18 protein-coding genes are annotated in these 20,685 nt (G+C 70.4%); 8 read left to right on the forward strand and 10 right to left on the reverse strand.

Features of this window, described 5'->3' with window-relative positions:
• Positions 1-82 precede the first annotated feature (82 nt).
• Complete coding sequence (locus MUN33_RS01625) at positions 83-1,855, forward strand: AMP-binding protein (protein ID WP_244803168.1); 1,773 nt, start codon at positions 83-85, stop codon at positions 1,853-1,855.
• 169 nt (positions 1,856-2,024) lie between these two features.
• On the opposite strand, the gene MUN33_RS01630 is transcribed toward MUN33_RS01625, so the two are convergent.
• The gene (locus MUN33_RS01630) at positions 2,025-2,666 is read right to left on the reverse strand and encodes an LppP/LprE family lipoprotein (protein ID WP_244803169.1); all 642 of its coding nucleotides are present in this window, start codon (positions 2,664-2,666) and stop codon (positions 2,025-2,027) included.
• A gap of 144 nt (positions 2,667-2,810) precedes the next feature.
• Between MUN33_RS01630 and MUN33_RS01635 the strand changes: the two genes are divergently transcribed.
• A complete protein-coding gene (locus tag MUN33_RS01635) occupies positions 2,811-3,605 on the forward strand; it encodes a TSUP family transporter (RefSeq protein ID WP_244803170.1) in 795 nt (264 codons plus the stop codon).
• 87 nt (positions 3,606-3,692) lie between these two features.
• On the forward strand, positions 3,693-5,174 hold the full coding sequence (locus tag MUN33_RS01640; RefSeq protein WP_244803171.1) for a bifunctional phosphatase PAP2/diacylglycerol kinase family protein: 1,482 nt from the start codon (positions 3,693-3,695) through the stop codon (positions 5,172-5,174).
• Here MUN33_RS01640 and MUN33_RS01645 read toward each other — a convergent pair.
• The 5 genes from MUN33_RS01645 to MUN33_RS01665 form a co-directional block, all read right to left on the reverse strand.
• Complete coding sequence (locus MUN33_RS01645; RefSeq protein ID WP_244803172.1) at positions 5,141-5,782, reverse strand: phosphatase PAP2 family protein; 642 nt, start codon at positions 5,780-5,782, stop codon at positions 5,141-5,143. The genes MUN33_RS01640 and MUN33_RS01645 overlap by 34 nt on opposite strands.
• On the reverse strand, positions 5,779-7,221 hold the full coding sequence (locus MUN33_RS01650) for a flavin-containing monooxygenase (RefSeq protein WP_244803173.1): 1,443 nt from the start codon (positions 7,219-7,221) through the stop codon (positions 5,779-5,781). The genes MUN33_RS01645 and MUN33_RS01650 overlap by 4 nt, the downstream gene beginning before the upstream one ends.
• A gap of 49 nt (positions 7,222-7,270) precedes the next feature.
• Positions 7,271-8,848, reverse strand: coding sequence for a glycoside hydrolase family 32 protein (locus tag MUN33_RS01655; RefSeq protein ID WP_244803174.1), 1,578 nt, complete (start codon positions 8,846-8,848; stop codon positions 7,271-7,273).
• Complete coding sequence (locus MUN33_RS01660; RefSeq protein ID WP_244803175.1) at positions 8,841-10,220, reverse strand: MFS transporter; 1,380 nt, start codon at positions 10,218-10,220, stop codon at positions 8,841-8,843. The genes MUN33_RS01655 and MUN33_RS01660 overlap by 8 nt, the downstream gene beginning before the upstream one ends.
• A gap of 165 nt (positions 10,221-10,385) precedes the next feature.
• Positions 10,386-11,420 carry a LacI family DNA-binding transcriptional regulator gene (locus MUN33_RS01665; RefSeq protein WP_244803176.1) on the reverse strand — a complete coding sequence of 345 codons (1,035 nt, stop codon included), beginning with the start codon at positions 11,418-11,420 and terminating at the stop codon, positions 10,386-10,388.
• A gap of 88 nt (positions 11,421-11,508) precedes the next feature.
• Between MUN33_RS01665 and MUN33_RS01670 the strand changes: the two genes are divergently transcribed.
• From MUN33_RS01670 to MUN33_RS01680, 3 genes are read left to right on the forward strand one after another with little or no spacing between them, the layout of a single operon-like run.
• Positions 11,509-12,510, forward strand: a complete 1,002-nt coding sequence (locus MUN33_RS01670; RefSeq protein ID WP_244803177.1) for a pirin family protein — start codon at positions 11,509-11,511, stop codon at positions 12,508-12,510.
• Entirely contained in the window at positions 12,507-12,983 is a 477-nt protein-coding gene (locus MUN33_RS01675; RefSeq protein ID WP_244803178.1) for a carboxymuconolactone decarboxylase family protein, read from the forward strand. Before MUN33_RS01670 ends, MUN33_RS01675 begins: the two co-directional genes overlap by 4 nt.
• A 1-nt stretch (position 12,984) precedes the next feature.
• Entirely contained in the window at positions 12,985-13,827 is an 843-nt protein-coding gene (locus MUN33_RS01680; RefSeq protein ID WP_244803179.1) for a pirin family protein, read from the forward strand.
• Here the strand turns inward: MUN33_RS01680 and MUN33_RS01685 are convergent.
• From MUN33_RS01685 to gad, 4 genes are read right to left on the reverse strand one after another with little or no spacing between them, the layout of a single operon-like run.
• Complete coding sequence (locus MUN33_RS01685) at positions 13,817-14,401, reverse strand: nitroreductase family protein (protein WP_244803180.1); 585 nt, start codon at positions 14,399-14,401, stop codon at positions 13,817-13,819. The two genes, MUN33_RS01680 and MUN33_RS01685, sit on opposite strands and share 11 nt — an antisense overlap.
• 57 nt (positions 14,402-14,458) lie before the next feature.
• Positions 14,459-17,425: an FAD/NAD(P)-binding protein gene (locus tag MUN33_RS01690; RefSeq protein ID WP_244803181.1), complete on the reverse strand. Its 2,967-nt coding sequence runs from the start codon at positions 17,423-17,425 to the stop codon at positions 14,459-14,461.
• Positions 17,426-17,433: 8 nt separating this feature from the next.
• Positions 17,434-18,393: a pyridoxal-phosphate dependent enzyme gene (locus MUN33_RS01695; RefSeq protein ID WP_439647818.1), complete on the reverse strand. Its 960-nt coding sequence runs from the start codon at positions 18,391-18,393 to the stop codon at positions 17,434-17,436.
• Positions 18,394-18,439: 46 nt separating this feature from the next.
• Complete coding sequence (gene gad / locus MUN33_RS01700) at positions 18,440-19,813, reverse strand: glutamate decarboxylase (protein ID WP_244803183.1); 1,374 nt, start codon at positions 19,811-19,813, stop codon at positions 18,440-18,442.
• 113 nt (positions 19,814-19,926) lie between these two features.
• On the opposite strand from gad, the gene MUN33_RS01705 reads away from it, so the two are divergent.
• Positions 19,927-20,337, forward strand: a complete 411-nt coding sequence (locus MUN33_RS01705; RefSeq protein ID WP_439647819.1) for a YidH family protein — start codon at positions 19,927-19,929, stop codon at positions 20,335-20,337.
• Entirely contained in the window at positions 20,334-20,666 is a 333-nt protein-coding gene (locus MUN33_RS01710; RefSeq protein WP_244803185.1) for a DUF202 domain-containing protein, read from the forward strand. Before MUN33_RS01705 ends, MUN33_RS01710 begins: the two co-directional genes overlap by 4 nt.
• Positions 20,667-20,685 lie beyond the last annotated feature (19 nt).

Here is a 20,685-nt window from a genome sequence, read left to right on the forward strand (position 1 = left end):
CTCCTGGGGATAGGGCTTGGTCATAACGATCATCCTTCCAGGCCGGCCTTCCCAGGCAAGCCAGATCAGATGTCACCTATCCATGCAGCAGACCCACCCGTCGCCTGCCGGATTCGAGGGTTCGGTCTGCAGTCGGGGTCGACACGCAGTATGGTTTCCTGCATTCGAAGAGGTGCGAGGAAAGGTAATTTGTAAAGTGAGAAATAGGGTGCAGCAGATTGTGTTCGACACCAAAGGTATTCTCCGTGGTGCGCGGGCTGCGGTATCTGCCGGATTTTTCAACGGATTTACGGCCGAGGACGGGATTGCGACAGCCAGGAGTCTCATCCGCTATGGAGCATCCCTGTCAGGGCTGCTTGAGGTCGCAGCGGCGCGATTCCCTGACCGGGTTGCCCTCGTCGATGACGACGGTGAGCTCACCTACGCTGAACTGCGTGACCAGGCGGTACTCACCGCGCAGGCGCTCGTCGCCAACGGGGTCGACGCCAACAGCCGGGTAGGCATAATGGCGCGCAACGGCAGAGGATTCCTCATTCCTCTCGCAGCAAAAGGGTATGTTGGGTTCACCGTCTTCCTGCTGAATGTCGGGGCCAGCAGAACGCAGATTGCCAACATCGTCGAAGAACACGACATCAGCTTCCTTTTCGTCGACTCAGAGTTCGACTCCAGGATTCCCGACGAAAGTCCACGGGTCAGTGTCTGCCATTCCTGGGTCGGAGACAATGCGCGGACTGACATCGCCTTCCCCACATTCCGTGACCTGTGGGCCACGCCGGGTACGACGGACGTGACCTTCGGTCGTCGTCCCGTTCAGGGTGGAGTCGTCCTGATGTCCTCGGGGACCAGCGGCACGCCGAAGGCGGTGGGACACGGCGAACCGCATGTGCCGCTCGGAGTCCTCGGTCCCCCGGTGGAGTCCTGCGGGCTGAAGGCAGGATGCACCCTGCAGATGACCGCGAGCATGTTCCACGTCCTCGGGTGGGGAGCCTCGTGCATTGCGTTGTTCGCCGGTTGCACGATCGTCACGCAGCGCACCTTCAGCGCGGAGAACGTCCTCCACCAGCTGGACACGTACCGGTGTGAGGGTCTGATCAGTTCCGCTGTCTTTCTCAAGGAGCAACTCGCGGTCCACGATTCCGACCCCGGCAGGTACGACACCTCTTCACTCCGTTTCATCCTCAACGCAGGTAACGCCATGAGCGAGGACCTGGTCCGTGGCCTGCAGGAGCGCTACGGGTACATCCTCGGTTCCGGTTACGGATCCACCGAGGGGTTGCTCGTGTCCTATTCCAGTCCGTCGGATCTGCGGGAGGATCCGTTGACCGCCGGCCACCCTGTGTGGAACGGTCGGCTGGAACTGCTCGACCCCGCAAGTGGGAGAGAGGTCGAGCCCGGCCAGGTCGGTGTGGTCCACGCCCGCAACGCCATGTCGATGAAGGGCTATCTGGGCGCCCGGGATCGGGAGGATGTGACCCGGGGGCTACTCAGCCTCGGTGACAAGGGCGTGATCGACCCGCGGTCCGGTCGGCTGCGGGTGCTGGGCCGTAACAACGACATGATCATCGTCGGCGGCGAGAACATCTGGCCGACCTCGGTCTCCGACATCATCGACCGGCTCGACGGTGTGGCCGAGTCCTACTGCGTGGGTGTGGAGGACGACGAGACATTCCAGCGGGTCAAGGCCTACGTCGTCACCGACGGGTCTGTCGAGCTGACCGAGGACGCCGTCCGCGAGCACGTCCGGGACAACTTCATGGCCCCAGCCGTGCCGCGCGACGTGGTCCTCATGGACCGGCCGTTGCCGCGTAACCCGATCGGTAAGGTCGTCAAGCGCGAGCTCGAGGCCTTCGGCTGACCGGAATTCTGTCCAGGCTCCGTCCTCAGCGGGGGCTGACATCGACCGCAACACCCTCACCGTCGACACATGCGCACCTCGTCGGTGTCACAGGTGGACTCAGAATCGCAGTCTGATCCCACCTCCGTGTCCGCCGTCCGGAGACCGGGAGTGCGGTACTTCTCCACGGTTACACAGGCGGGACCTCGCCTGACATGGCGACGCTTCCGGTCGCGGCGTCCCAGGTGAACTGCGCAGTGGACTCGCCGGAGGCCCCGGCATTCGACTCACCCTTACGCGGCCAGTGCCAGGTCACGGAGATCGTCGCGTCATCGACCCGCGAGACCGTGGGGTAGAAGCCGTAGGCCTCCGAGGTGGCGGTACCGAGATAGCCTCCGTCGTGGAAGAGCATGATCTGGTACGGCGAGGACACCGTTCCACCCTCGATCGGGAGGATGATCCAGGAGAGGTCGGCGCAGGAGTCGTAGCCGTCGGTCTCGGCCCAGGCCGGGGCCCACGGGTAGTTCTCGGCGTTCGGTGGAACATCGCTGGCCCAGCGGGCGACAGCCTCGTCCCCGGTGAGACCCGAGCAGGTGTCCGTGGGGGAGCCCTTGGTGTCGTCGTCCCCGTTGTGGGACTCAGCCGTCGTCGGGGCGGGTAGGTCACTGGCGGGCTGCGTGGTGACAGTGGTCTGGGTGGACGTGATGGGGGCGGTGGGGGCGTCGGGGTCGTCCGCGGCGCTGCAGGCGGTGAGTGCGGTACCCAGCAACAGCATTCCCGCGGCGAGAACTGCCGCGGTGTGGGGGACTGCCCTGGCAGATGTGGTGGACAAGTGAATCGACCTCCTGTGTCGGCAACCGATGTTAACGGCACTCCCGGAGACATTCAGGGCGTCAGGCCCTACCCTTGCCTACGGAGGCGGGTCAGGTCCCGGACCCGCCGGCCCGTCCGTCCCACCGTCAGGAAGCGTGCGTCATTGTCTGCCACCGTCATCTCCGTCCTGCTCATCGGGTCCCTCGCCGCCGGCTGGGTCGACGCGGTTGTCGGCGGAGGCGGACTGATCCTCATTCCCCTGGTCATGATCCTGAACCCCGGCATGTCCAATGCGCAGGCGCTCGGCGTCAACAAGGTCGCGGCGATATTCGGTACCGCGAGCTCGGCCGCCGTCCTCGTGCGGAAGGCACCCTCGGCGACCAAGGCACTGCGCTACGCGCCGTTGGCCCTCGCCGGGTCGGCCGGTGGCGCGATGATCGCGTCGTCCGTCGACAAACAGATCATGCGCCCGGTGATCATCGTGCTCCTCGTCGCCGTCGGTGTGTTCATCCTGTTCCGCCCTTCCTTCGGACAGGGGGAATCATCATCAGCAACGAACCGCGCCAGTTCGAGAACGCTACTGGGCCTGATCGCCCTCATTGCCGCGATCAGCGTCTACGACGGTGCCTTCGGCCCCGGTACGGGTCTGTTCCTCATCCTGGGCTTCACCAGCCTGCTCGGTCGTGACTTCATCACCAGTGCCGCGTGGGCGAAGGTGATCAACGTGTTCACCAACCTCGGTGCCCTGGTCACCTTCGCGCTGCAGGGTGAGGTGCTGTGGCTCCTGGGGTTGGGGTTGGCCGTCACCAACGTCATCGGTGCACAGATCGGCGCACGGATGGTGATCGGCCGGGGTGCCGGTTTCGTCCGCGTCGTGATCCTCGTGGTGGTCGTGGCGATGTCGGCGAAGCTGGGCTACGACCAGTTCATCGGCACTGGCGTCGGCGGGGCGGGCTGACGCCCCCACCACTGAGCCGGGATTCCGTGTCCGGCCCGCCAGGTACCATGAGTTCACCGGGAACCGGACCAGCGAAAGGGCCAGACAGTGGGAGATCAGCGCAGCAGAACCGCAGTACACGAGGTCAAGGCCGGGCTGCGGCGCCTCGACCACGATGTCTTCGCCGCTGTCGCGGGAGCGGACAACCCCCTGTTGGACGCGGTGATCCCGCGTCTGACCACCGCAGCGAACTACTCACGGTTGTGGATCGGTGCCGCCGGTGCCATGGCGCTCACGGGTAAACCAGCGCTCCAGCGGGCGGCGACCCGGGGCCTGGTCAGTCTCGCCTGCACCAGTCTCGTGGCGAACCAGCTGGCCAAGAGGTCGTGGCGGCGGGAACGGCCGGGCCACCGGTCCGTCCCCCTCGCCCGGCGGATCCGCCGCTACCCGCGCTCCAGTTCCTTCCCGTCCGGGCACTCTGCCAGCGCCGCAGCCTTCGCCGTCGGCGCGGCCGTCGAGCACACCCCCGTCGGTGCGGGCCTCGGGGCCCTGGCCGGGCTCGTCGGATTCTCCCGCGTGTACACCGGTGCGCACTACCCCGGCGACGTCGTCGCCGGGTGGGGCCTGGGGACCCTCATCGCCGTGATCGGTGGCGCACTGGTACCGCCGCCCACCGCCCGTACGGACGTCTCCACCGAACCCCTCTACACCGACCACCCCGGGCGTCCGGACGGCGAGGGCCTCGTCCTGGTGGTGAACCCCGCCTCGGGTGACGGCACAGGGGAGCGGGTGCTCACGCACGTCCGGAAGGCCCTCCCCGCGGCCGAGATCGTCGCCCTGTCCCCGGAGGACGACGTGGTCGAGGTCCTGGAGAGCGCCGCGCAGCGGGCGGAGGTCCTCGGCGTGGCCGGCGGTGACGGCACCGTGGCCACGGCGGCCGGTATCGCGCTCCGGGCCGGTACACCCCTGGCGGTGTTCCCGGCCGGCACCTTCAACCACTTCGCGAAGCAGATGGGCTGCGCGACCACGGAGCAGACGGTCGCGGCGGTGCGGGCCGGCACACTGGAGATGGTCGACGTCGTCAGTCTGGACGGCGACACCACGCTGCTGAACACGGCGAGCATCGGTGCCTACCCGCAGTTCGTCACCACCCGCGAGCGGTACGAGGGGAAGATCGGCAAGACCCTGGCCTCCGCCGTCGCGGCGTGGAAGGTGCTCAAGGAGGACCAGGCCGTCCGGATCCGGTACGACAACACGACGGTGACCACCTCCCTGTTCTTCCTGGGCAACTCCGTCTACCGGCCCACCGGTTTCGCCCCGGTCGACCGGGACAGCGTCGGCGACGGGCTGCTGGACGTGCGCATACTGGAGATCGGCCGGCCCTTCGCCCGTCTGCGCATCACCCTGTCACTGCTCACCGGGCGGTTGGGCCAGAGCCCGCTCTACCACGAGCTGCACCGGCCGGTGTTCCGCGTCGAGGTGCTCGGGGAGCCCACCCCGGTGGCGCACGACGGGGAGGTCGGCGACGCGCGGTCCAGCGCCGAATTCGTCTCGCACTACCGGGTCCTGCCCGTGTACCGGCCCCGGTAGACCCACAGGCACGCCACCAGCCACGCGAACCCCAGCGCCCACCCGGCGACGACGTCGGACGGGTGGTGCACGTTCAGGGCCACCCGGGCGACACCGACCGCCGCGCAGAGGACGACACCGCCGACGACCACGGCGGTGCGCCCGTACCCGCGCACCAGATGCGCGTACACCGCCAGCAACGCGCCGACAGCGACGAGGACGCCCAATGCGTGACCGGACGGGAACGACATGCCGGACGCCTCGACGAGCCGGCTGACCGGCCGCTCCCGGCCCGCCAGGTGCTTGGCGACGACGGACACGATCCCGCTGCCCCAGACACAGACCGCCAGGAACACCGCGGTCCGCACCCGGCGGCGACGCAGCTCCAGCACCACCGGCACCACCACCAGCACCCGCCAGACCGCCGGGTCGGAGACGCTGCTCAGACCGTCCCACAGCGGAACCCACCAGCCGTGCGTCTGTGCCAGACGGTGGGCGGCCGCCAGAGCACGGCCGTCAGGCCCGTCGACCCACGCCCAGCCCTGCACCCAGCCGACCCACACGACCGCGTAGAGCACCGCGGCGGCAGCGGCCGTCGCCGACACCGCGACCGGTCGTGCACCGGTCATTCACCGAACACCATGTCGCGCCGTTGGTCGCCGAGGGAGAACTCCAGCAGCTCCCGGAGGTAGTTCTGCGTGTACACCCACGGCGAGGCGTACCCCTGCCGGGGGAACCTGTCGGCGCTGCGCCGCAGGTAGGCGGCGGCGAAGTCGAACAACGGCCGGTCGGTGGGGACCGTCGGCGCGGCCGGCCGGTAGGGCTCCTGCCCGCTCTTCCACAGTTTCACCATGTAGCGGGACACCAGGTCCGAGCGCAACGTCCACGAGCCGTTGATGTAGCCCACGGTGAAGCTGAAGTTCGGCAGCCCGGCCAGCATCATGCCACGGTAGAAGACCTGCTCGTTGACCGGCAGTTCACGCCCGTCGATGCTCAGGGTCCCGCCACCGAACGCCTGCAGGTCCAGCCCGGTCGCGGTGACGACGACGTCGGCGGGGATCTCCTCACCGGAGCCCACCCGGACACCGCCGGCGGTGAAGCGGTCGACGGTGTCGGTGACCACGCGCGCATTGCCGCCCAGCGCCGCGAAGATGTCACCGTCGGGCGCCTTGCACACCCGCTTCTCCCACGGTCTGTGCCGGGGCGTGAAGTGCCGGTCGATCGTCCCGGCGTCCAGGTACCGCAGTTGCATCCGCCGCAGGGCCCGGCTGAACAGCCACGGGGCGCGCTGGCCCACGGTGTGCTGCGCCATGTCGCGGACGGCGTGGGTGAGCCTGGCGACAGGGTACGCCCGCTTCGCCGGCAGCACCTTCCGCCAGAACGCGCTGATGGTGTCCACCGCCGGCATCGGCGCCACGTAGGTGGGGCTGCGCTGCAGCATCGTCACCTGCGCCCCGAGCCGTTCGAGGGCGGGCACCAGCGTCACCGCGGTCGCACCGGACCCGATCACGGTGATCCGCGTGCCGGCGCAGTCGAGGTCCGCGGGCCACTGCTGCGGGTGGATGATCCGGCCGGTGAAGTCCGCCTCCCCGGGGAACTCCGGACGGTGGCCCCTGCCGTGCACGAAGTACCCGGAGGCGTAGTGGACGCGCCGGGCGTGGACCGTGCGTCCGCTGTCGGCGGTCACGGCGGTGACCTCGTACATGCCCAGGTCCGTCCGCCAGTTCGCGTCGCGGATCCAGGAGCCGGTGTGCAGCCGGTCGAGCGCCCCGCAGTCCCGGGCGACGTCGCGGATGTACTCCTTGATGTCCGCGCCCGCCCCCAGCGTGCCGTCGTGGGGCCACGGGGCGAACGGGAATCCGTAGGTCGCCATGTCGGAGTCGGAGCGGATGCCCGGGTAAGTGAAGGTGTGCCAGGTGCCGCCGAGGTCGTCGTTGGCGTCGTGGATCTCCCAGTTCCACTGCGGGAAGTTGCGTGACACGTGGTGCGCCAGGTCGACGCCGGAGAGTCCGGCACCGACGATCAGCAGGTCGAGAGGGTTCTCCGGGGATCCGGGGCGGGTAGGCATGTCCACAGCGTACAAGCCCGTGGGCGCCGTCCACGGTGATTGCGGTGACTCAGCGGTCGGCGGGGTCCTCCCAGATGGACCGCAGCCGGTGCACCGTCACTGTCGGCAGCTCCGCCGTCCCCGACTCGCTGGACAGCACCAGGGCGCGTGGGCCCTCCGGCGGGAAGACGGCCGACGAGATGACCCCCTCGCCGTCGCCGACGAACACCTCCACCGATCCGCGGTCGACGATGACCCGCAACCTCAGGGTGGGGGCATCCCCCGTCCCGTCGGACGCCGGCACCGGGACGGACCGGTAGCCGCGGTCGCCGGCACCGGAGAGCCGCCGGTCCAGCCAGACGCGTCCGGACTGGCTGTCCCAGCTGACCGCGGTGTGGTTACCCGTCGGGGTGGCGTGCACCAGCAGGCTCACCCGTTCGGCGGTGGTGCGGTCCAGGTCGATCTCCAGCTCGATGTCGGCGGAGTTCCGGATGTCCTCGGCCAGGACGACGTCCTCGTTCAGCCCGACGCTGACCGGCCCGGTGGCCACGGTGTCCTGCCGTAGCCGGGCGTATTCGGCGACAGGGACGGTCGACACGGAGTCGCCGGACGCCGAGAGCCGGAGCTCGCGGGGGGCGGTGAACTGTCCGCACCACGCGTCGGCGGCACGGGTCGGTTCCGGCGCGGTGAACGACCCCATCCAGCCGAAGAGGATCCGGCGGCCGTCCGGGGCCTGGAACGTCTGCGGCGCGTAGTAGTTCGCACCGGAATCGCTGGGCCGGTCCGGGGAGACGTCGGTGAAGGGTCGTCCCGGCGCCCAGTCACCGACGACGTAGACGGCGTTGTTGCCGTTGCGGTTGGTGTAACCGTGCGGGGTCGCGCCCATCGGGCTGAAGACCAGCACCCAGCGCACGTCGGGGTCCCCGGGGTAGGCGGGTTCCCCGGACCGCGAGAGCGGGAAGAAATCGGGGCACTCGAGCATGAACACGTTCGGGTCCGCCGCCTCGTAGAGCACCGAGTCGAAGTCCCAGGTCGTCAGCTCCGGGTCGTCGCAGGTGTACAACCACACCTGTCCGCGGCGGTCCAGGGTGGACACGCCGACGACGAGGAACCACCGTCCGTCCTGCTTCCACACCTTCGGGTCACGGAAGTGGACGAACCCCTCGGGGCAGTCGATCACGGTGCCCTCCTTGCTGAAGGTCCGTCCGCCGTCGGTGGAGACGGCGAGGCACTGGACCTGGAGGTTGCCCTCGTCCTCGTCGACACCGTTGCGGAACCGGTGCCCGGTGTAGACCACCGCCAGTGCCCCGTCGTCCCGCACGACGGCGGAGCCGGAGAAGACGCCGTCCCGGTCGGCGGTGGTCGAGGGGGCCAGGGCGATGGGTTCGCGGCGCCAGGTGACGAGGTCGTCGCTGGAGACGTGTCCCCAGTGCATCGGCCCCCATTCGGTGGAGTAGGGGTGGTGCTGGAAGTACACCTGGTAACGACCGTCGACGAAGCTCAGCCCGTTCGGGTCGTTGATCCACCCGGCGGACGCGGCGATGTGGGTGCTCGGGTACCAGCGGTCGTCGCGGGCGGCACGCATCCGCCGGACGCCGGCCTCCGCCTTCTCCAGCGCGGCGTTCATGGTGGTGTCGGTGTCAGACATTGGTGTTCTCCTTGTCGTCGGTGTCGTCGGTGTCGTCGGTGTCGTCGGTGTCGTCAGTGTCGTCGGCTGCCCGCATCGCGGCCAGTTCGGAGTCACGGTAGAAGGGTTCGCCGTTGACGTCCTCGTGGTCGCGCTTCAGGACGAACCACGCTGTCGCGGCCGCCGTGGCGACGACACCGGCGATGATCAGGAAGGTGGGCTGGTAGCCGATGTTGTCGTGCAGGGCACCCAGCGGGGCGGAGAAGAGCATGTTGCCGATCTGGGCGGAGACCTGGAACCCGACGAGGTACAGCGTGGCCGACAGCTTCGGGTCGAAGTGCAGGGTGAAGTACCGGAAGATCGGCAGGATGCACAGGGGCACCTCGAGGGCGTGGAGCATCTTGATGGCGGACACCGAGACCGGGTCGTCGACCACCGCACAGCCGCCGATGCGGACACACATCACCACGAAGCCGAGCAGGAGGGTGTTGCGGACCCCGATCTTGAGCATGATCAGCGGGACGACCATCATCATGGCGGCCTCGAGGAAGACCTGGACCGAGTTGAGCACACCGTAGGTGGCCTGACCCTGCGCCTTGGTGTCGAACAGGCTGGTGTAGAAGTCGGGGAACATCTGCTGGTCGAAGACGGTGTAGAAGGTCCATGACAGCATCACGATCAGGATGATGGCCCACAGGTGCCGGACGCGGAACACCGCCAGCATGTCCCGGAGGGACGGCATGGCCGCGTCGGCGTCGGTGTCCGTGGCGGTCTCGCTGACGTTGGTCATCCTGTCCTCGGGACGCCACAGCACCCACAGGGCCAGGTTGACCAGACCGAAGGCCGAACCGAGCCAGAAGAGCAGGTGGGGGTTGACGTTGAACAGGAACCCGGCGAGCAGGGCGACGACGGCGTAGCCGAAGGAGCCCCAGGCCCGCGCCTGGCCGTACTCGAAGCCGAAGTTACGGCTGTAGCGCTCGGTGAGGGCTTCGTAGAGGCCGACGGCGGCCATGAACCCGGCGGAGAGGACGACGGAGCCCAGGACTGCGCCGAGCAGGAAGGTGGAGTCGTTGCCCAGCAGTGGTTCGTAGACCCAGACCATGAAGGGGCCGACGAGGGTGGCGAGCGCGGCGAGGGTGACGGCGAGGTGGCGCTTGAGTCCGAGCCTGTCCTGCAGGGTGCCGTAGACGAACATCAGGACCAGGGTGGCTGCGGAGTTGATCGCGTAGATGGTGCCCACCCGGCCGCCGGACAGGTCGAGGCCGGGGTCCTCCTGGGTGAGCCAGATCTGGAAGAAGGACCACCAGATCCCCCAGGACGCGAAGAACATGAGGATGGTGAAGGACTTGTGCAGGTAGGAGTCGTTCCTGAATGCCTCGGTGAATCTGGACACGTGATCTCCCTGTGTGGGCGGTGGTGTGGGTGAGCTGAGTCACTTGATGTGATCAAACGTTAAAGCACCACATCCGCGAAGGCAAGTACCCCCCGGTCGGGCAGGGGTGTGACGGCTGGCGTCCGCAGTCGGCGGGGCCGGGGGTGTGAGGGGACGGTGCGGGGGTCAGTGCCGCGGCGCGGCCACCGAGTCGCGCTCGACAAGTGGCATGGGGACCAGTGTTTCCGCAGGTGCCTCGGTGATGTCCCGGTGGGCGAGGTCGATGGCCAGCGACACCGCGGTCTCCCCGATCGCGCGGTAGGGCAGGCGCATCGTCGTCGCACGGGGGTGGAGGTACTCCGCGAGCGGCTCGTCGTCGAACGACATCACCGACAGGTCTGCCGGTATATCCAGCCCGAGCTCGGCGGCTGCCCGGTACACGCCGAAGGCGACGCGGTCGTTCGCGGCGAGGACCGCCGTGGGCCGGTCACGGTCGGTGCCGAGGACGGCGTGCCCGCCCTCGTGGCCGAGCGCCGGCTCCCATTCGGCGCCGCGGTGCTCGCCCGTCAGTGTCAGTCCGGCACCGGACATCGCGTCGTCGATGCCGGCCATGCGTCGTGGGACGGTCGTGGATTCGCCCGGGGGCATGTCGTGGGCGGGGCGGCCGACGAGGGCTATGCGTCGGTGGCCTGCGTCGACCAGGTGCCTGACGGCGGCGTGGCCGGCGGCGTACTCGTCGGGCACGACGGCGGGTATCCCGTCGGCCATCCCGTTGGCGATGACCCGCGGGAGGTCGTGTCCGCCCGGTGGCAGGTCCACGAGGCGGCAGCGCATCAGGCCGACGACCAGGGCGTCCACCGGCTGGTGCAGCAGGTTGTCCAGAGCCTCGGTCATCGCGCCGGGGTGGGTGCCGGCCTCGGCGATGAGCACGCCCTGGTTCCGGCGACGGCCGGTGTCGAGGATGCCGCGGATCATGGAGCTGGCGAAACGGGTGACGGTGACCTCGTCGGAGAGGAAGCCGATGGTGTCCGACCGTCCGCTCTGCAACGCGCGGGCGGTGGCGTTGGGACGGTAGCCCAGGTCCCGGGCGGCATGGAGGACCCGCTCGCGGGTCTCCTCGCCGACCCGCGAGTTGGGCTTGTCGTTGAGCACCAGGGACACGGTGGTCGCGGACACGCCGACCTTGGCGGCGATCTCGGCTAGCGTCACTCTCTTCGGCACGGTGCCCAGTTTACGGGGATGCGCTACACTGAAAAATAGTTGACGTATCAACTATGTTCCTGGCGACGACTCCACCGGAGGGACCGACATGTCCGACACGCACGAGCGACCCGTCGAGATCATCACGGCGCGTGACGTCCCCCTCGGCGGGCCACGCGCCATGACGGTGCACCGTACCCTGCCGCAACGCCGGCGCAGCCTCATCGGCGCGTGGTGTTTCCTCGACCACTACGGCCCCGACCCGGTGGCGGCCACCGGCGGCATGGACGTGGCCCCGCACCCGCACACCGGCCTGCAGACCGTCTCGTGGCTGTTCGACGGGGAGATCCGGCACGACGACTCCCACGGCGTCCACGAACTCGTCCGCCCGGGCGAGCTGAACCTCATGACCGCAGGCGCGGGGATCTGCCACTCCGAGGTCTCCACGGAGACCACCGACACCCTGCACGGCGTCCAGCTGTGGACGGTCCTGCCGGAGGACGCCCGGCACGGCCCGCGGCGTTTCGACCACTACGCTCCGACGCCGGTGACGTTCGACGGCGGTTCCGCGCTGGTGTTCCTCGGCACGTTGCTGGGGTCGGCGTCGCCGGTGCCGACCTTCACCCCGCTGGTTGGCGCGGAGCTCCGCCTGGCACCGGGGGCGGTCCTCGACCTCGACGTCGACCCGTGCTTCGAGCACGGTGTCCTCGTCGACACCGGCGACGTCACCGTTGACGGCGTGGCCGTGGCGCGGACGGAACTGGCCTACACCGGCACCGGTGCGGAGTCGGTGACGGTGGCCAACCCCGGGGACACCCCGGCACGGGTGATCCTCATCGGCGGGGAGCCTTTCGGTGAGGACGTGGTGATGTGGTGGAACTTCATCGGCCGCGACGACGCGGAGATCCGTCGTTACCGTGAGGAATGGAATGCACACGGCGACCGGTTCGGCGAGACCCACGGCTATGTGCCCCACCACCCGGACGGCCCGTTCCGGCTGCCGGCACCGGAGCTGCCCGGGACACGCCTGCGCCCCCGCAGCAACCCGGGGCCCGTCGCCCGCGCCGGTGCCGACCCGTACCGGCCCGCACACCCGGAAGGACAGGAATGACCCGCCCGTACATCGACAAGACGAACCCGGAGATCTACCGGGCACTCAACGGCGCCGTCCGTGCCGCGCGGACCTCCTACGCCGCGGTCGGCCTGCCGCTGGACCTGGTGGAGCTGGTCAACGTGCGGGTCTCCCAGATCAACGGCTGCCCGACGTGCCTCAGTGTCCACGTCCCCGCCGCCAGGGCCGCGGGCGTGGACCAGCAGACCCTGGACCTGCTGCCCAGCTGGCGGCAGGACACCTCACAGCTGTTCACCGCGCCGCAGCGTGCGGCCCTGGAACTCGCCGAAGCGTTGACCGAGCCGCAGCCGGGCACCGGGCTCACCAGCGTCGCCGACGCCGTCGCCGCGGCGTCCCGCGAGTTCGACGACGACCAGCTCAGCGCCCTGGAGTGGGCTGTGGTGCTCATCAACGCCTACAACAGGGTCTCCATCGCGTCGGGGCACCCGCCGGCACCCCGGGACAGGAACTGACATGGCCACCACAGTGATCCCGTCGGGTGACCGGGCCCGCTGGCCGGGCAGTGACATCGTCTCCCGCCAGTCGTTCCCCGCCACCGGGTCGACCCGCATGACCGACTACGCCTTCGGCCTGCTGCTGATCCACAACGACGACATCGTCGAACCCGGCGAGGGCTTCGACATGCACCAGCACGCCGACGTCGAGATCGTCAGCTGGATCGTGCACGGCCGGCTCCGGCACCGGGACTCCTCCGGGACGCAGACCGTCCTGGGGCCCGGCCAGGCCGAGGCGATCACCGCCGGTCGGGGAGTGCGCCACGCCGAGACCAACGCCGCCGGTTTCACCTCGACGGACACGGTGCGTGTCATCCAGATGTGGTTGCCGACGGACGAGGCCGGCGTCGACCCGTCCCACGCCGTCGCCGACCTCGACGACGCCCTGGACGCTGCCTCCGCCGCCGGGGAGTTCGTCACGGTCGCCGCCGGCGGCCCCCACCCTGGCGCCGACCCTGATGCCGCGCTGCGGATCCGGACGTCCGGCGCGCGGCTGCGGGCCGCACGCCCGGTCCCCGGACGGCCGGTCACCACCGACCCCGCCCGCTACGCGCACGTCTTCGTCGTCTCCGGAGCGGTGCGTCTGCACACCCCGGAGGCCCACGACCTGCAGGAGGGGGACGCCGCCCGCGTCGTCGACGGCGGCGCCCTGCGGATCGAGGCCCTCGCCGACGGACGCACCGACGGTCAGGACCGGGCCGAGGTACTGGTCTGGGAGATGGACCGCAGCGTGACGACCACCCCGCGGCTGCCTGCCTCGTCCCGCTCCTCCCGGTCCTCCCACCGGACCGTCAGTCGTTGACCAGCACCGACTCGGTGACGGGCCGGCGGGTGCGCGGGGCGTTCTCCCGGGCGAGCACGGCCTCGTCGGCACCGGCGGCGTCCCCCGGGGTCCCTACGGCGATGACGGTGAGCGGGGTCAGGTCCGTCCCCAGGCCGAAGGCGTGCGACACCGCAGCCTGGTCGAAGCCGCTCATCTGGTGCACCACCAGCCCGTCCGCGTGCGCCTGGAGGGTGAGGTACGCCGCCGCCTGGCCGGCGTCGTAGCGGGCCTCCGCCAGCGGGCGACCGTCCTCGCCGACGGTCTCGGCGAGGACCACCACCAACGCACCGGCGTCCTGTGCCCACCCCCGGTTGAACTCGACCAACGCCTCCAGCACGGCCCGGTGGGACGCGCTGCCGCGCCGGGTGACCAGGAAGCGCCACGGCTGACGGTTGAAGGCCGACGGCGCCCACCGCGCAGCCTCGAGGGCGCTGTGCAGCGCGTCCTCGTCGACGGGGGAGTGGGGGTCGTAGATGCGCGGGCTCCAGCGGTCGGCGATGACGTCGAGGACGGGGGCGTCGGTGCGGGCGGTGCGGTCGGTGATGAGTGTCATGTCCGGAGTCAACCGCACAACCGCCCGGTTTGTTCCCTTTCCTGCCACGGGTGGTCGCTAGGGGCGGTCGCTGTCGTCGCTGTCGTCGCTGTCGTCGATGTCGTCGACCCGGGCGGTCCCGTCGGCGTCGAGCACCACGTTCAGGGCCAGGGGGATCTGGTGTGACGCGCTCTCCAGGATGTGCATGAAGTACCCGGCGGTGTTCGGGATAGCCACGACGTCGCCGGTGGAGATCCCCTCCGGGAAGCGCAGTCGCCGGCGGACGATCACCTCGTCCTCGATGCAGTAGGCGCCCACCAGGAAACCCTCCGTGCCGGGGGCACGTTCGGGCGGGCCGTCCTGCGTCCGGACCAGGAGGGGGTCGAGGAGGATGTCGTCGGAGGTGGTGCGGCACTGCGTCCGGTTCATCTCCACACCGACCAACGGCACACCGTCGCTGCGGTCCTTCAGGAACGCCACCCGTGCCAGGATCACCCCGCAGCCGTCGAGGACGGACCGTCCCGGTTCCAGGTGCAGCCGCAGACCCCTGCGGACCAGGGCCTCCGCCGCCGACTCCTGCTGGCCCTGCTGGCCTTGTTGCCCGACCCGGCCGTGCAGGAGCCCGCGCAGCCACCCGCCCCGGACCGGGGACTGGTGGAACGGGTACGTCGTCGCCAACGGGTCCGACTTCCAGGTGAACGGCTGCCCGGTGCCGTCGACCATCGCCTGCCGGGCGCGTCGGAACGCCGCCCACTGTGCGCCGTCGTCGAGGTAGCTCATCGGCACACCACCGCCCAGGTCCACGAACTCCGGCCGGTGTCCGAGCTCCACCGCGGTGTCGGTCAGACGCAGGGCGTCCTCCAGCGCGACGAGACGGTCGGTGGCGGAGTACCCGTGCAGGTGGAGGTGCACACCCACCACGTCCACAGCGTCCACCCCGTCAGCACCGTCGCGCAGGGCGTCGGCCCAGACGTGGAGCCGTTCCCCGAAGCGGGTCGGGGGCAGCAGGTCGGGGTCGGGGGCGATCCGCGGGGCGACACGGGGCCGACGGCTCCCGGCGGACGCGCCGAGGTCACGCACGCGGGCCAGTTCGGTGACGGTGTCCACCGACACCGTCACGCCGTGGTCGACCGCCAGCCGCAGCAGCCGGTCGGGTTTCACCGCCGCGCTGAGGATCACCCTGTCGCCGGGCACACCCCGGTCCAGCACCTGCCGCAGTTCCCGCTCGCCCGCGACGTCGACCCCGTGCCCCGCCCGGACCGCGGTGTCCACGAAACACAGCGCCTTGTTCGCCTTCCGGGCGTAGAACACCCGGGTGTCCACGCCCGCGTCCGCGCCGGCGTCGCGCAGCTCCGCCATGTTCCGCACCATGGGAGCGGTCCGCAGCACGTTGACCGGTGAGCCGTAGGTGTCGACGAGTTCCCGGCACCGGCGCCGGTCGGACAGCAGGTCGACGGCCCACGGTTCCAGGCGCGCGGTCAACGGCACCGTGGCCTCGGCCCCGGGGTCGTCGACGTGCCGGCGGCGGTGCTCGGCGACGACCCGTCGGGCCCACCGTGGCACCACGTCGTGCAGGCCACGGTTGAGCGAGTCCGCGCCGGTCAGCGCCGCGTCGGCGTCCCGGCCGATCACCGCCAGCTGGTCCAGGGCCCGGACGAACCCGTCCTCGTCGACCCACCCGGTGTCTGTATCTTCAGTGCCTCCTGCGTCGATCCCGGGGACCGTCGCGGCCAGCGTGCCGGGGACCAGCCCGGCCGGCGGGATCACGGCGTCCACGACCACGTCGGCGGCAGGGGACAGCGTCCCGACGGTGGCCGTCACCGGCGGGTGCACGACGCCGGCGTCGAGCAGGGCCAGCAACCGGGCGGCGTTCTGCGGGGTCATCCCGAACGCGACGCGTTCCAGCGTGCGGGCGAGCAGGTCGACACCGGTCAGCGACCGGCGGCGGCCGTAGGACGTACGCCAGACCACGGCGGGGTAGAGGACCCGCCAGGCGTGGCCGACGGCCCAGGCCGCGTCCGGCGCCGCCCGCCCGGTGGCCACCGCGTGGGAGTGCCGGAGCTCGGCGACCGGGTCGCCGCCCCCGTCACCGCCGGTGACGACCCGCCGTACCTCGTCCGGGGCGGGCCGGCCACCCGCAGTGACCAGCAGACGGTCCGCGGCGCACGCGACGGCCTCGCGCAGCTCCCCGGTGGTGCGGCTCGTGCGTACCCGACGTTCCTCGGCGGCGAGCCCGTCGGGAGGCAGCACGTCCGCCAGCGCGCCGGACGGGTCGGGCTTGACCGTCATGAACCGTCCGGTCCGGCTGACCGGGCGGATCGCCGAGGGCTCGGTGCCACCGGGACGGTAGACCGTCCCGGTGCCGGTGGTGACGAAGGCGCCACCCCGTCCGACGGCGAGCTCCAGGGCGGCGTCGACGAAGGTCAGGGCCGCGCCACGCACGTCCACGACCGAGCCCGCGGCGACGGTCCGCAGCCCGTCGGGCGGGTAGACGCCGACGACCGGCACCGGACCGGAAGCGCCGGGCACACTGGCGGGCAGGGCACCGGGCCACGACGGCGCGTGGCCGGTGGCCAGCAGCACATGGTCGTAGCGGTGGTCGTCGACCAACCACCCGGCGTCCTTCCCCGCGTTCTCCCCGCTGTCGCGGCGCAGCGTGGCGACGCGACGCGGCACCACCCGCACCGTGCACCCGGACGCCGCACGGCGCCGCGCGGTGGCCAGCAACGCCTCCCACGACTCCGCGAAGAAGCGCCCCACCAGGGACCGCGGCGGAAACGGGTCCGACGCCGCGTCCCCGTGACCGCGCCGCCAGTCGTCGAAAGCGCCCAGGCCACTGCCGACGATGCGCGAGGACACGTTCAGCGTCCAGTGGTCCGGCTGGTCCGGGCCGTAGCCGGCGCCGGCACCGGGCGGACGGTCGTCCCACACGTCCAGGGCGACGCGCACGCCGTGGTCCCATGCCTGGGCCAGCAGCTCCTCCGCCGCCCACAGCCCCCGTGGCCCGGCACCGACGACCGCGACCCTCACGTCCACCTGACTCATGTCCATCCTCATCTCCACTCCGGGACCTCCCCGATGTTCTCCGCGACCCACTGGTCGTTGTACAGCGTGTCCGTGTAGGCGTTGCCGAAATCATGCAGGATCAGCACCGTGTCCGTGCCGCCTGTACCGCTGGTGCCGCTGCGCCGGTCCGCCCCGGCAGCGGCGACGACGGCCCCGCCCGACGCCCCGGGGAGGATCCCCTCCCGGCGGGCCAGCGCCCGGGCCCCGCACACCGCGTCACCGGCGGTGACCCTGACGACGTCGGCGACAGGGGTGAGCGACGCGAGCCCCGGGACGACACCGGCACCGAACCCCGGCAGCACCCTCTCCCCGCGCCGGCCGCCGAACAACACCGACCCGACGGCGTCCACCGCCGTCACCCGCGTCGCCGCACCGGTCTCCCGCAGGTGGCGCACACAACCGCCGATCGTCCCCGTGGTACTCACCGCGACGAGGAGACGGTCCGGCGCGCGTCCCAGCTGCCCGACGATCTCGCGCATTGTCCCGGACGAATGGGCCTCGAACGCCGCCTGGTTGGAGTACTGGTCGAGATTCACCGCCCCCGGCAGCCGGGTCAGCAGGTCGGCCACCCGTGACCTGCGGGCCGCCAGCCAGTCACCCGTCTCCGGGTCCGGTGAGGTCACCCGGTGCACCGTCGCACCCAGCGCGGCCATCACCGCGACGGTCTGCCGGTTCGCCCGGGGGTCGACGACACAGTGGAAATCGATGCCGTGCAGCACGCAGTCCCGGGCCAGGGCGACCCCGAGATTGCCGGAGCTGGACTCCACCACACAGCCGCCCGGCTCCAGCGCGCCGGAGGCCAGGGCGGAGTCGAGCAGCGCGGCGGCCGTCCGGTCCTTCGCGCTGCCGCTGGGGTTGAACCCCTCGAGTTTCGCCCACACCCGGCCGGGGCCGGGGAAGAGCCGTTCCAGCAGAACCAACGGGGTCCCGCCGACGGTGCCGCGAATGCCCGTGCTGCCTGTGCTGCCTGTGCTGTCCGTGGTGCCTGTCCTCTCAGTGGTGGAAGCCTGCGCGCCGGTCGTCTGGCGGGCCGCCGTCGGCCCGGTTGAGATGATCCACGCAGGCACGGAGGTCACGGACCAGGAAGGACGCCAGGTCGTGGCTCATGCCGTTGCGCACCACGATACGCTGCACGGTGACCTCGGTGAGGTCGTCCGGCATCGGGTAGGCCGGGACGATCCACCCCTTCATGCGCAGCCGGTCCGACAGGTCGTACAGCGTCCACCGCCGGTCCGGGTCGGACGTGAGCCGCCAGGCGAACACCGGGATGTCCTGCGCCGCGTTCCACAGCTCCAGGTCCGGGAGTGCGCCGATCTCACCGGCGAGGTAGCGCGCCACGTCGATGGTGTTCTGCTGCACCCGCCGGTACCCCTCCATCCCCAGTTGGAGGAACAGATAGTACTGCAGCAGCACCTGCGCGCCGGGACGGGAGAAGTTCAGCCCGAAGGTCGGCATGTCGCCGCCCAGGTAGCTGACCCGGGTGACCAGGTCGTCGGGCAGGTCCCCGGCCTCCCGCCACACGATCCACCCGATCCCGGGGTAGACCAGACCGTACTTGTGCCCGGAGACGTTGATCGACGCCACCCGGGGGAGGCGGAAGTCCCACTCCAGGTCCGGCTGCAGGAACGGTGCGACCATCCCGCCGGACGCGGCGTCCACGTGGATGCGCACGTCCAGGCCCGTGTCGTCCTGGATGCGGTCGAGCGCCGCGGAGATGTCCTTCACCGGTTCATACATGCCGGTGTAGGTCACCCCCAGGATCGCGACCACCCCGATGGTGTTCTCGTCGACGTAGGATGCCAGGTCATGGCCGTCGAGGACCCTGTGGTCCTCCGAGATCGGCACGTACCGTGGCTCGACCTCGAAGAAGTTGCAGAACTTCTCCCAGCACACCTGGACCGCCGAGGACATCACGAGGTTGGGACGGTCCGTCGGGGCACCCTCGGCGCGGCGCCGGTGCTGCCACCGGCGCTTCAACGCCAGCCCGCCCATCATGCACGCCTCGGACGAGCCGACCGTGGACGTCCCGGCGGTGTTGTCCGGGTCCGGCGCGTTCCACAGCGCGGCGATCATCCGCCAGCACCGGTCCTCGATGTCCGCGGTCGCGGGGTACTCGTCCTTGTCGACCATGTTCTTGTCGAACGCCTCGCGGTAGAGGCGGTCGGCGTAGTCGTCCATCCACGTGCCCACGAACGTCGCCAGGTTCATCCGCGCATTGCCGTCGAGCATCGCCTCGTCATGGATGACCTGGTAGGCGGTCTCCGGGAGCGCCTCGGCCTCCGGAATGCGGTTGCGGGGGAAACTCGTGGCCTCGCCGACGCGGGCGAACAGAGGATTGAGCTCGACGTTCCGGCGGTCGTCGACCATGGTTGCGTCCACCCTTTCCGTACACGGGGAAGCCTGACCTGCAGGCCCTGCTACAGGCGACAGTACAGCGGAGTCGCGCCCACGGCTCGGCGGATCGGAGCCGGGAGCCTAGACTGGGCACCGTGAATGGCCCAGCAGAAGGAACCCCGTCCCCTCCCGACGGCGACCGCCCGGCCCTGGCGAAGGTACTGTTCCCGACCGGCACCGAGCCGGACCCCCGGTTCACCCTGGCCAACGAGCGCACCTTCCTGGCGTGGATGCGCACCGCCCTGGCGTTCATCGCCGGCGGGGTCGCTCTGGAGGCGCTGCCCATGGACACCGTCCCGGCGGACCTGCGCAACACCGGTGCCCTCGTGGCCCTGGGCCTGGGGATCGTGCTGGCGGCCGGTGCGGCGTTCCGGTGGCTGCGCGTGGAGCGCGCCATGCGGGAGGAACGTCCCCTCCCGGCCCCGGCGATCGTCCCCGCCCTGTCCCTGACCGCCCTGCTCATCGCCGGGGTCCTGCTGGTCGTGGTGGCGTTGTGACGGCCGGGGCCCCGATCCCGCTGGCGGACCCCGGCCTGCAGCCCGAACGCACCAGCATGGCCTGGGCGCGTACGTCACTGGCGTACCTGGTGGCCGCGGCCGTGACACTGCGGTGGGTACCGCAGCACGGCACCGCGGTGGCGGGGGTGACCGTGGGCCTCACCCTCGTCGCCCTCGGCATCTACGCCGGCCAGCGGAGACGCTACCGGGACGCGGCGGTCGGCGTCGCCAGGAACCGGCTGACCGCCTCCGTCGGCGCTGTCGTCGTCCTCACCGTCTGCACCGTGGCGCTGGGGGTGTTCAGCCTGCTGCTCGTCGCCACCGGGTGACGCCGGTTCGACCAGCGCG

The sequence above is a fragment of the Corynebacterium kalidii genome (assembly GCF_022869005.1).
Classification (GTDB): Bacteria; Actinomycetota; Actinomycetes; order Mycobacteriales; family Mycobacteriaceae; genus Corynebacterium; species Corynebacterium kalidii.

What these genes read in the sequence shown, in the direction of transcription:
- MUN33_RS01675 (WP_244803178.1), top strand. Translation starts at nt 12,507, where the DNA reads ATGACCCGCCCGTACATCGACAAGACGAACCCGGAGATCTACCGGGCA.
- MUN33_RS01680 (WP_244803179.1), top strand. Translation starts at nt 12,985, where the DNA reads ATGGCCACCACAGTGATCCCGTCGGGTGACCGGGCCCGCTGGCCGGGC.
- MUN33_RS01625 (WP_244803168.1), top strand. Translation starts at nt 83, where the DNA reads ATGCAGCAGACCCACCCGTCGCCTGCCGGATTCGAGGGTTCGGTCTGC.
- MUN33_RS01690 (WP_244803181.1), bottom strand. Translation starts at nt 17,425, where the DNA reads ATGAGTCAGGTGGACGTGAGGGTCGCGGTCGTCGGTGCCGGGCCACGG.
- MUN33_RS01650 (WP_244803173.1), bottom strand. Translation starts at nt 7,221, where the DNA reads ATGCCTACCCGCCCCGGATCCCCGGAGAACCCTCTCGACCTGCTGATC.
- gad (WP_244803183.1), bottom strand. Translation starts at nt 19,813, where the DNA reads ATGGTCGACGACCGCCGGAACGTCGAGCTCAATCCTCTGTTCGCCCGC.
- MUN33_RS01685 (WP_244803180.1), bottom strand. Translation starts at nt 14,401, where the DNA reads ATGACACTCATCACCGACCGCACCGCCCGCACCGACGCCCCCGTCCTC.
- MUN33_RS01645 (WP_244803172.1), bottom strand. Translation starts at nt 5,782, where the DNA reads ATGACCGGTGCACGACCGGTCGCGGTGTCGGCGACGGCCGCTGCCGCC.
- MUN33_RS01670 (WP_244803177.1), top strand. Translation starts at nt 11,509, where the DNA reads ATGTCCGACACGCACGAGCGACCCGTCGAGATCATCACGGCGCGTGAC.
- MUN33_RS01655 (WP_244803174.1), bottom strand. Translation starts at nt 8,848, where the DNA reads ATGTCTGACACCGACACCACCATGAACGCCGCGCTGGAGAAGGCGGAG.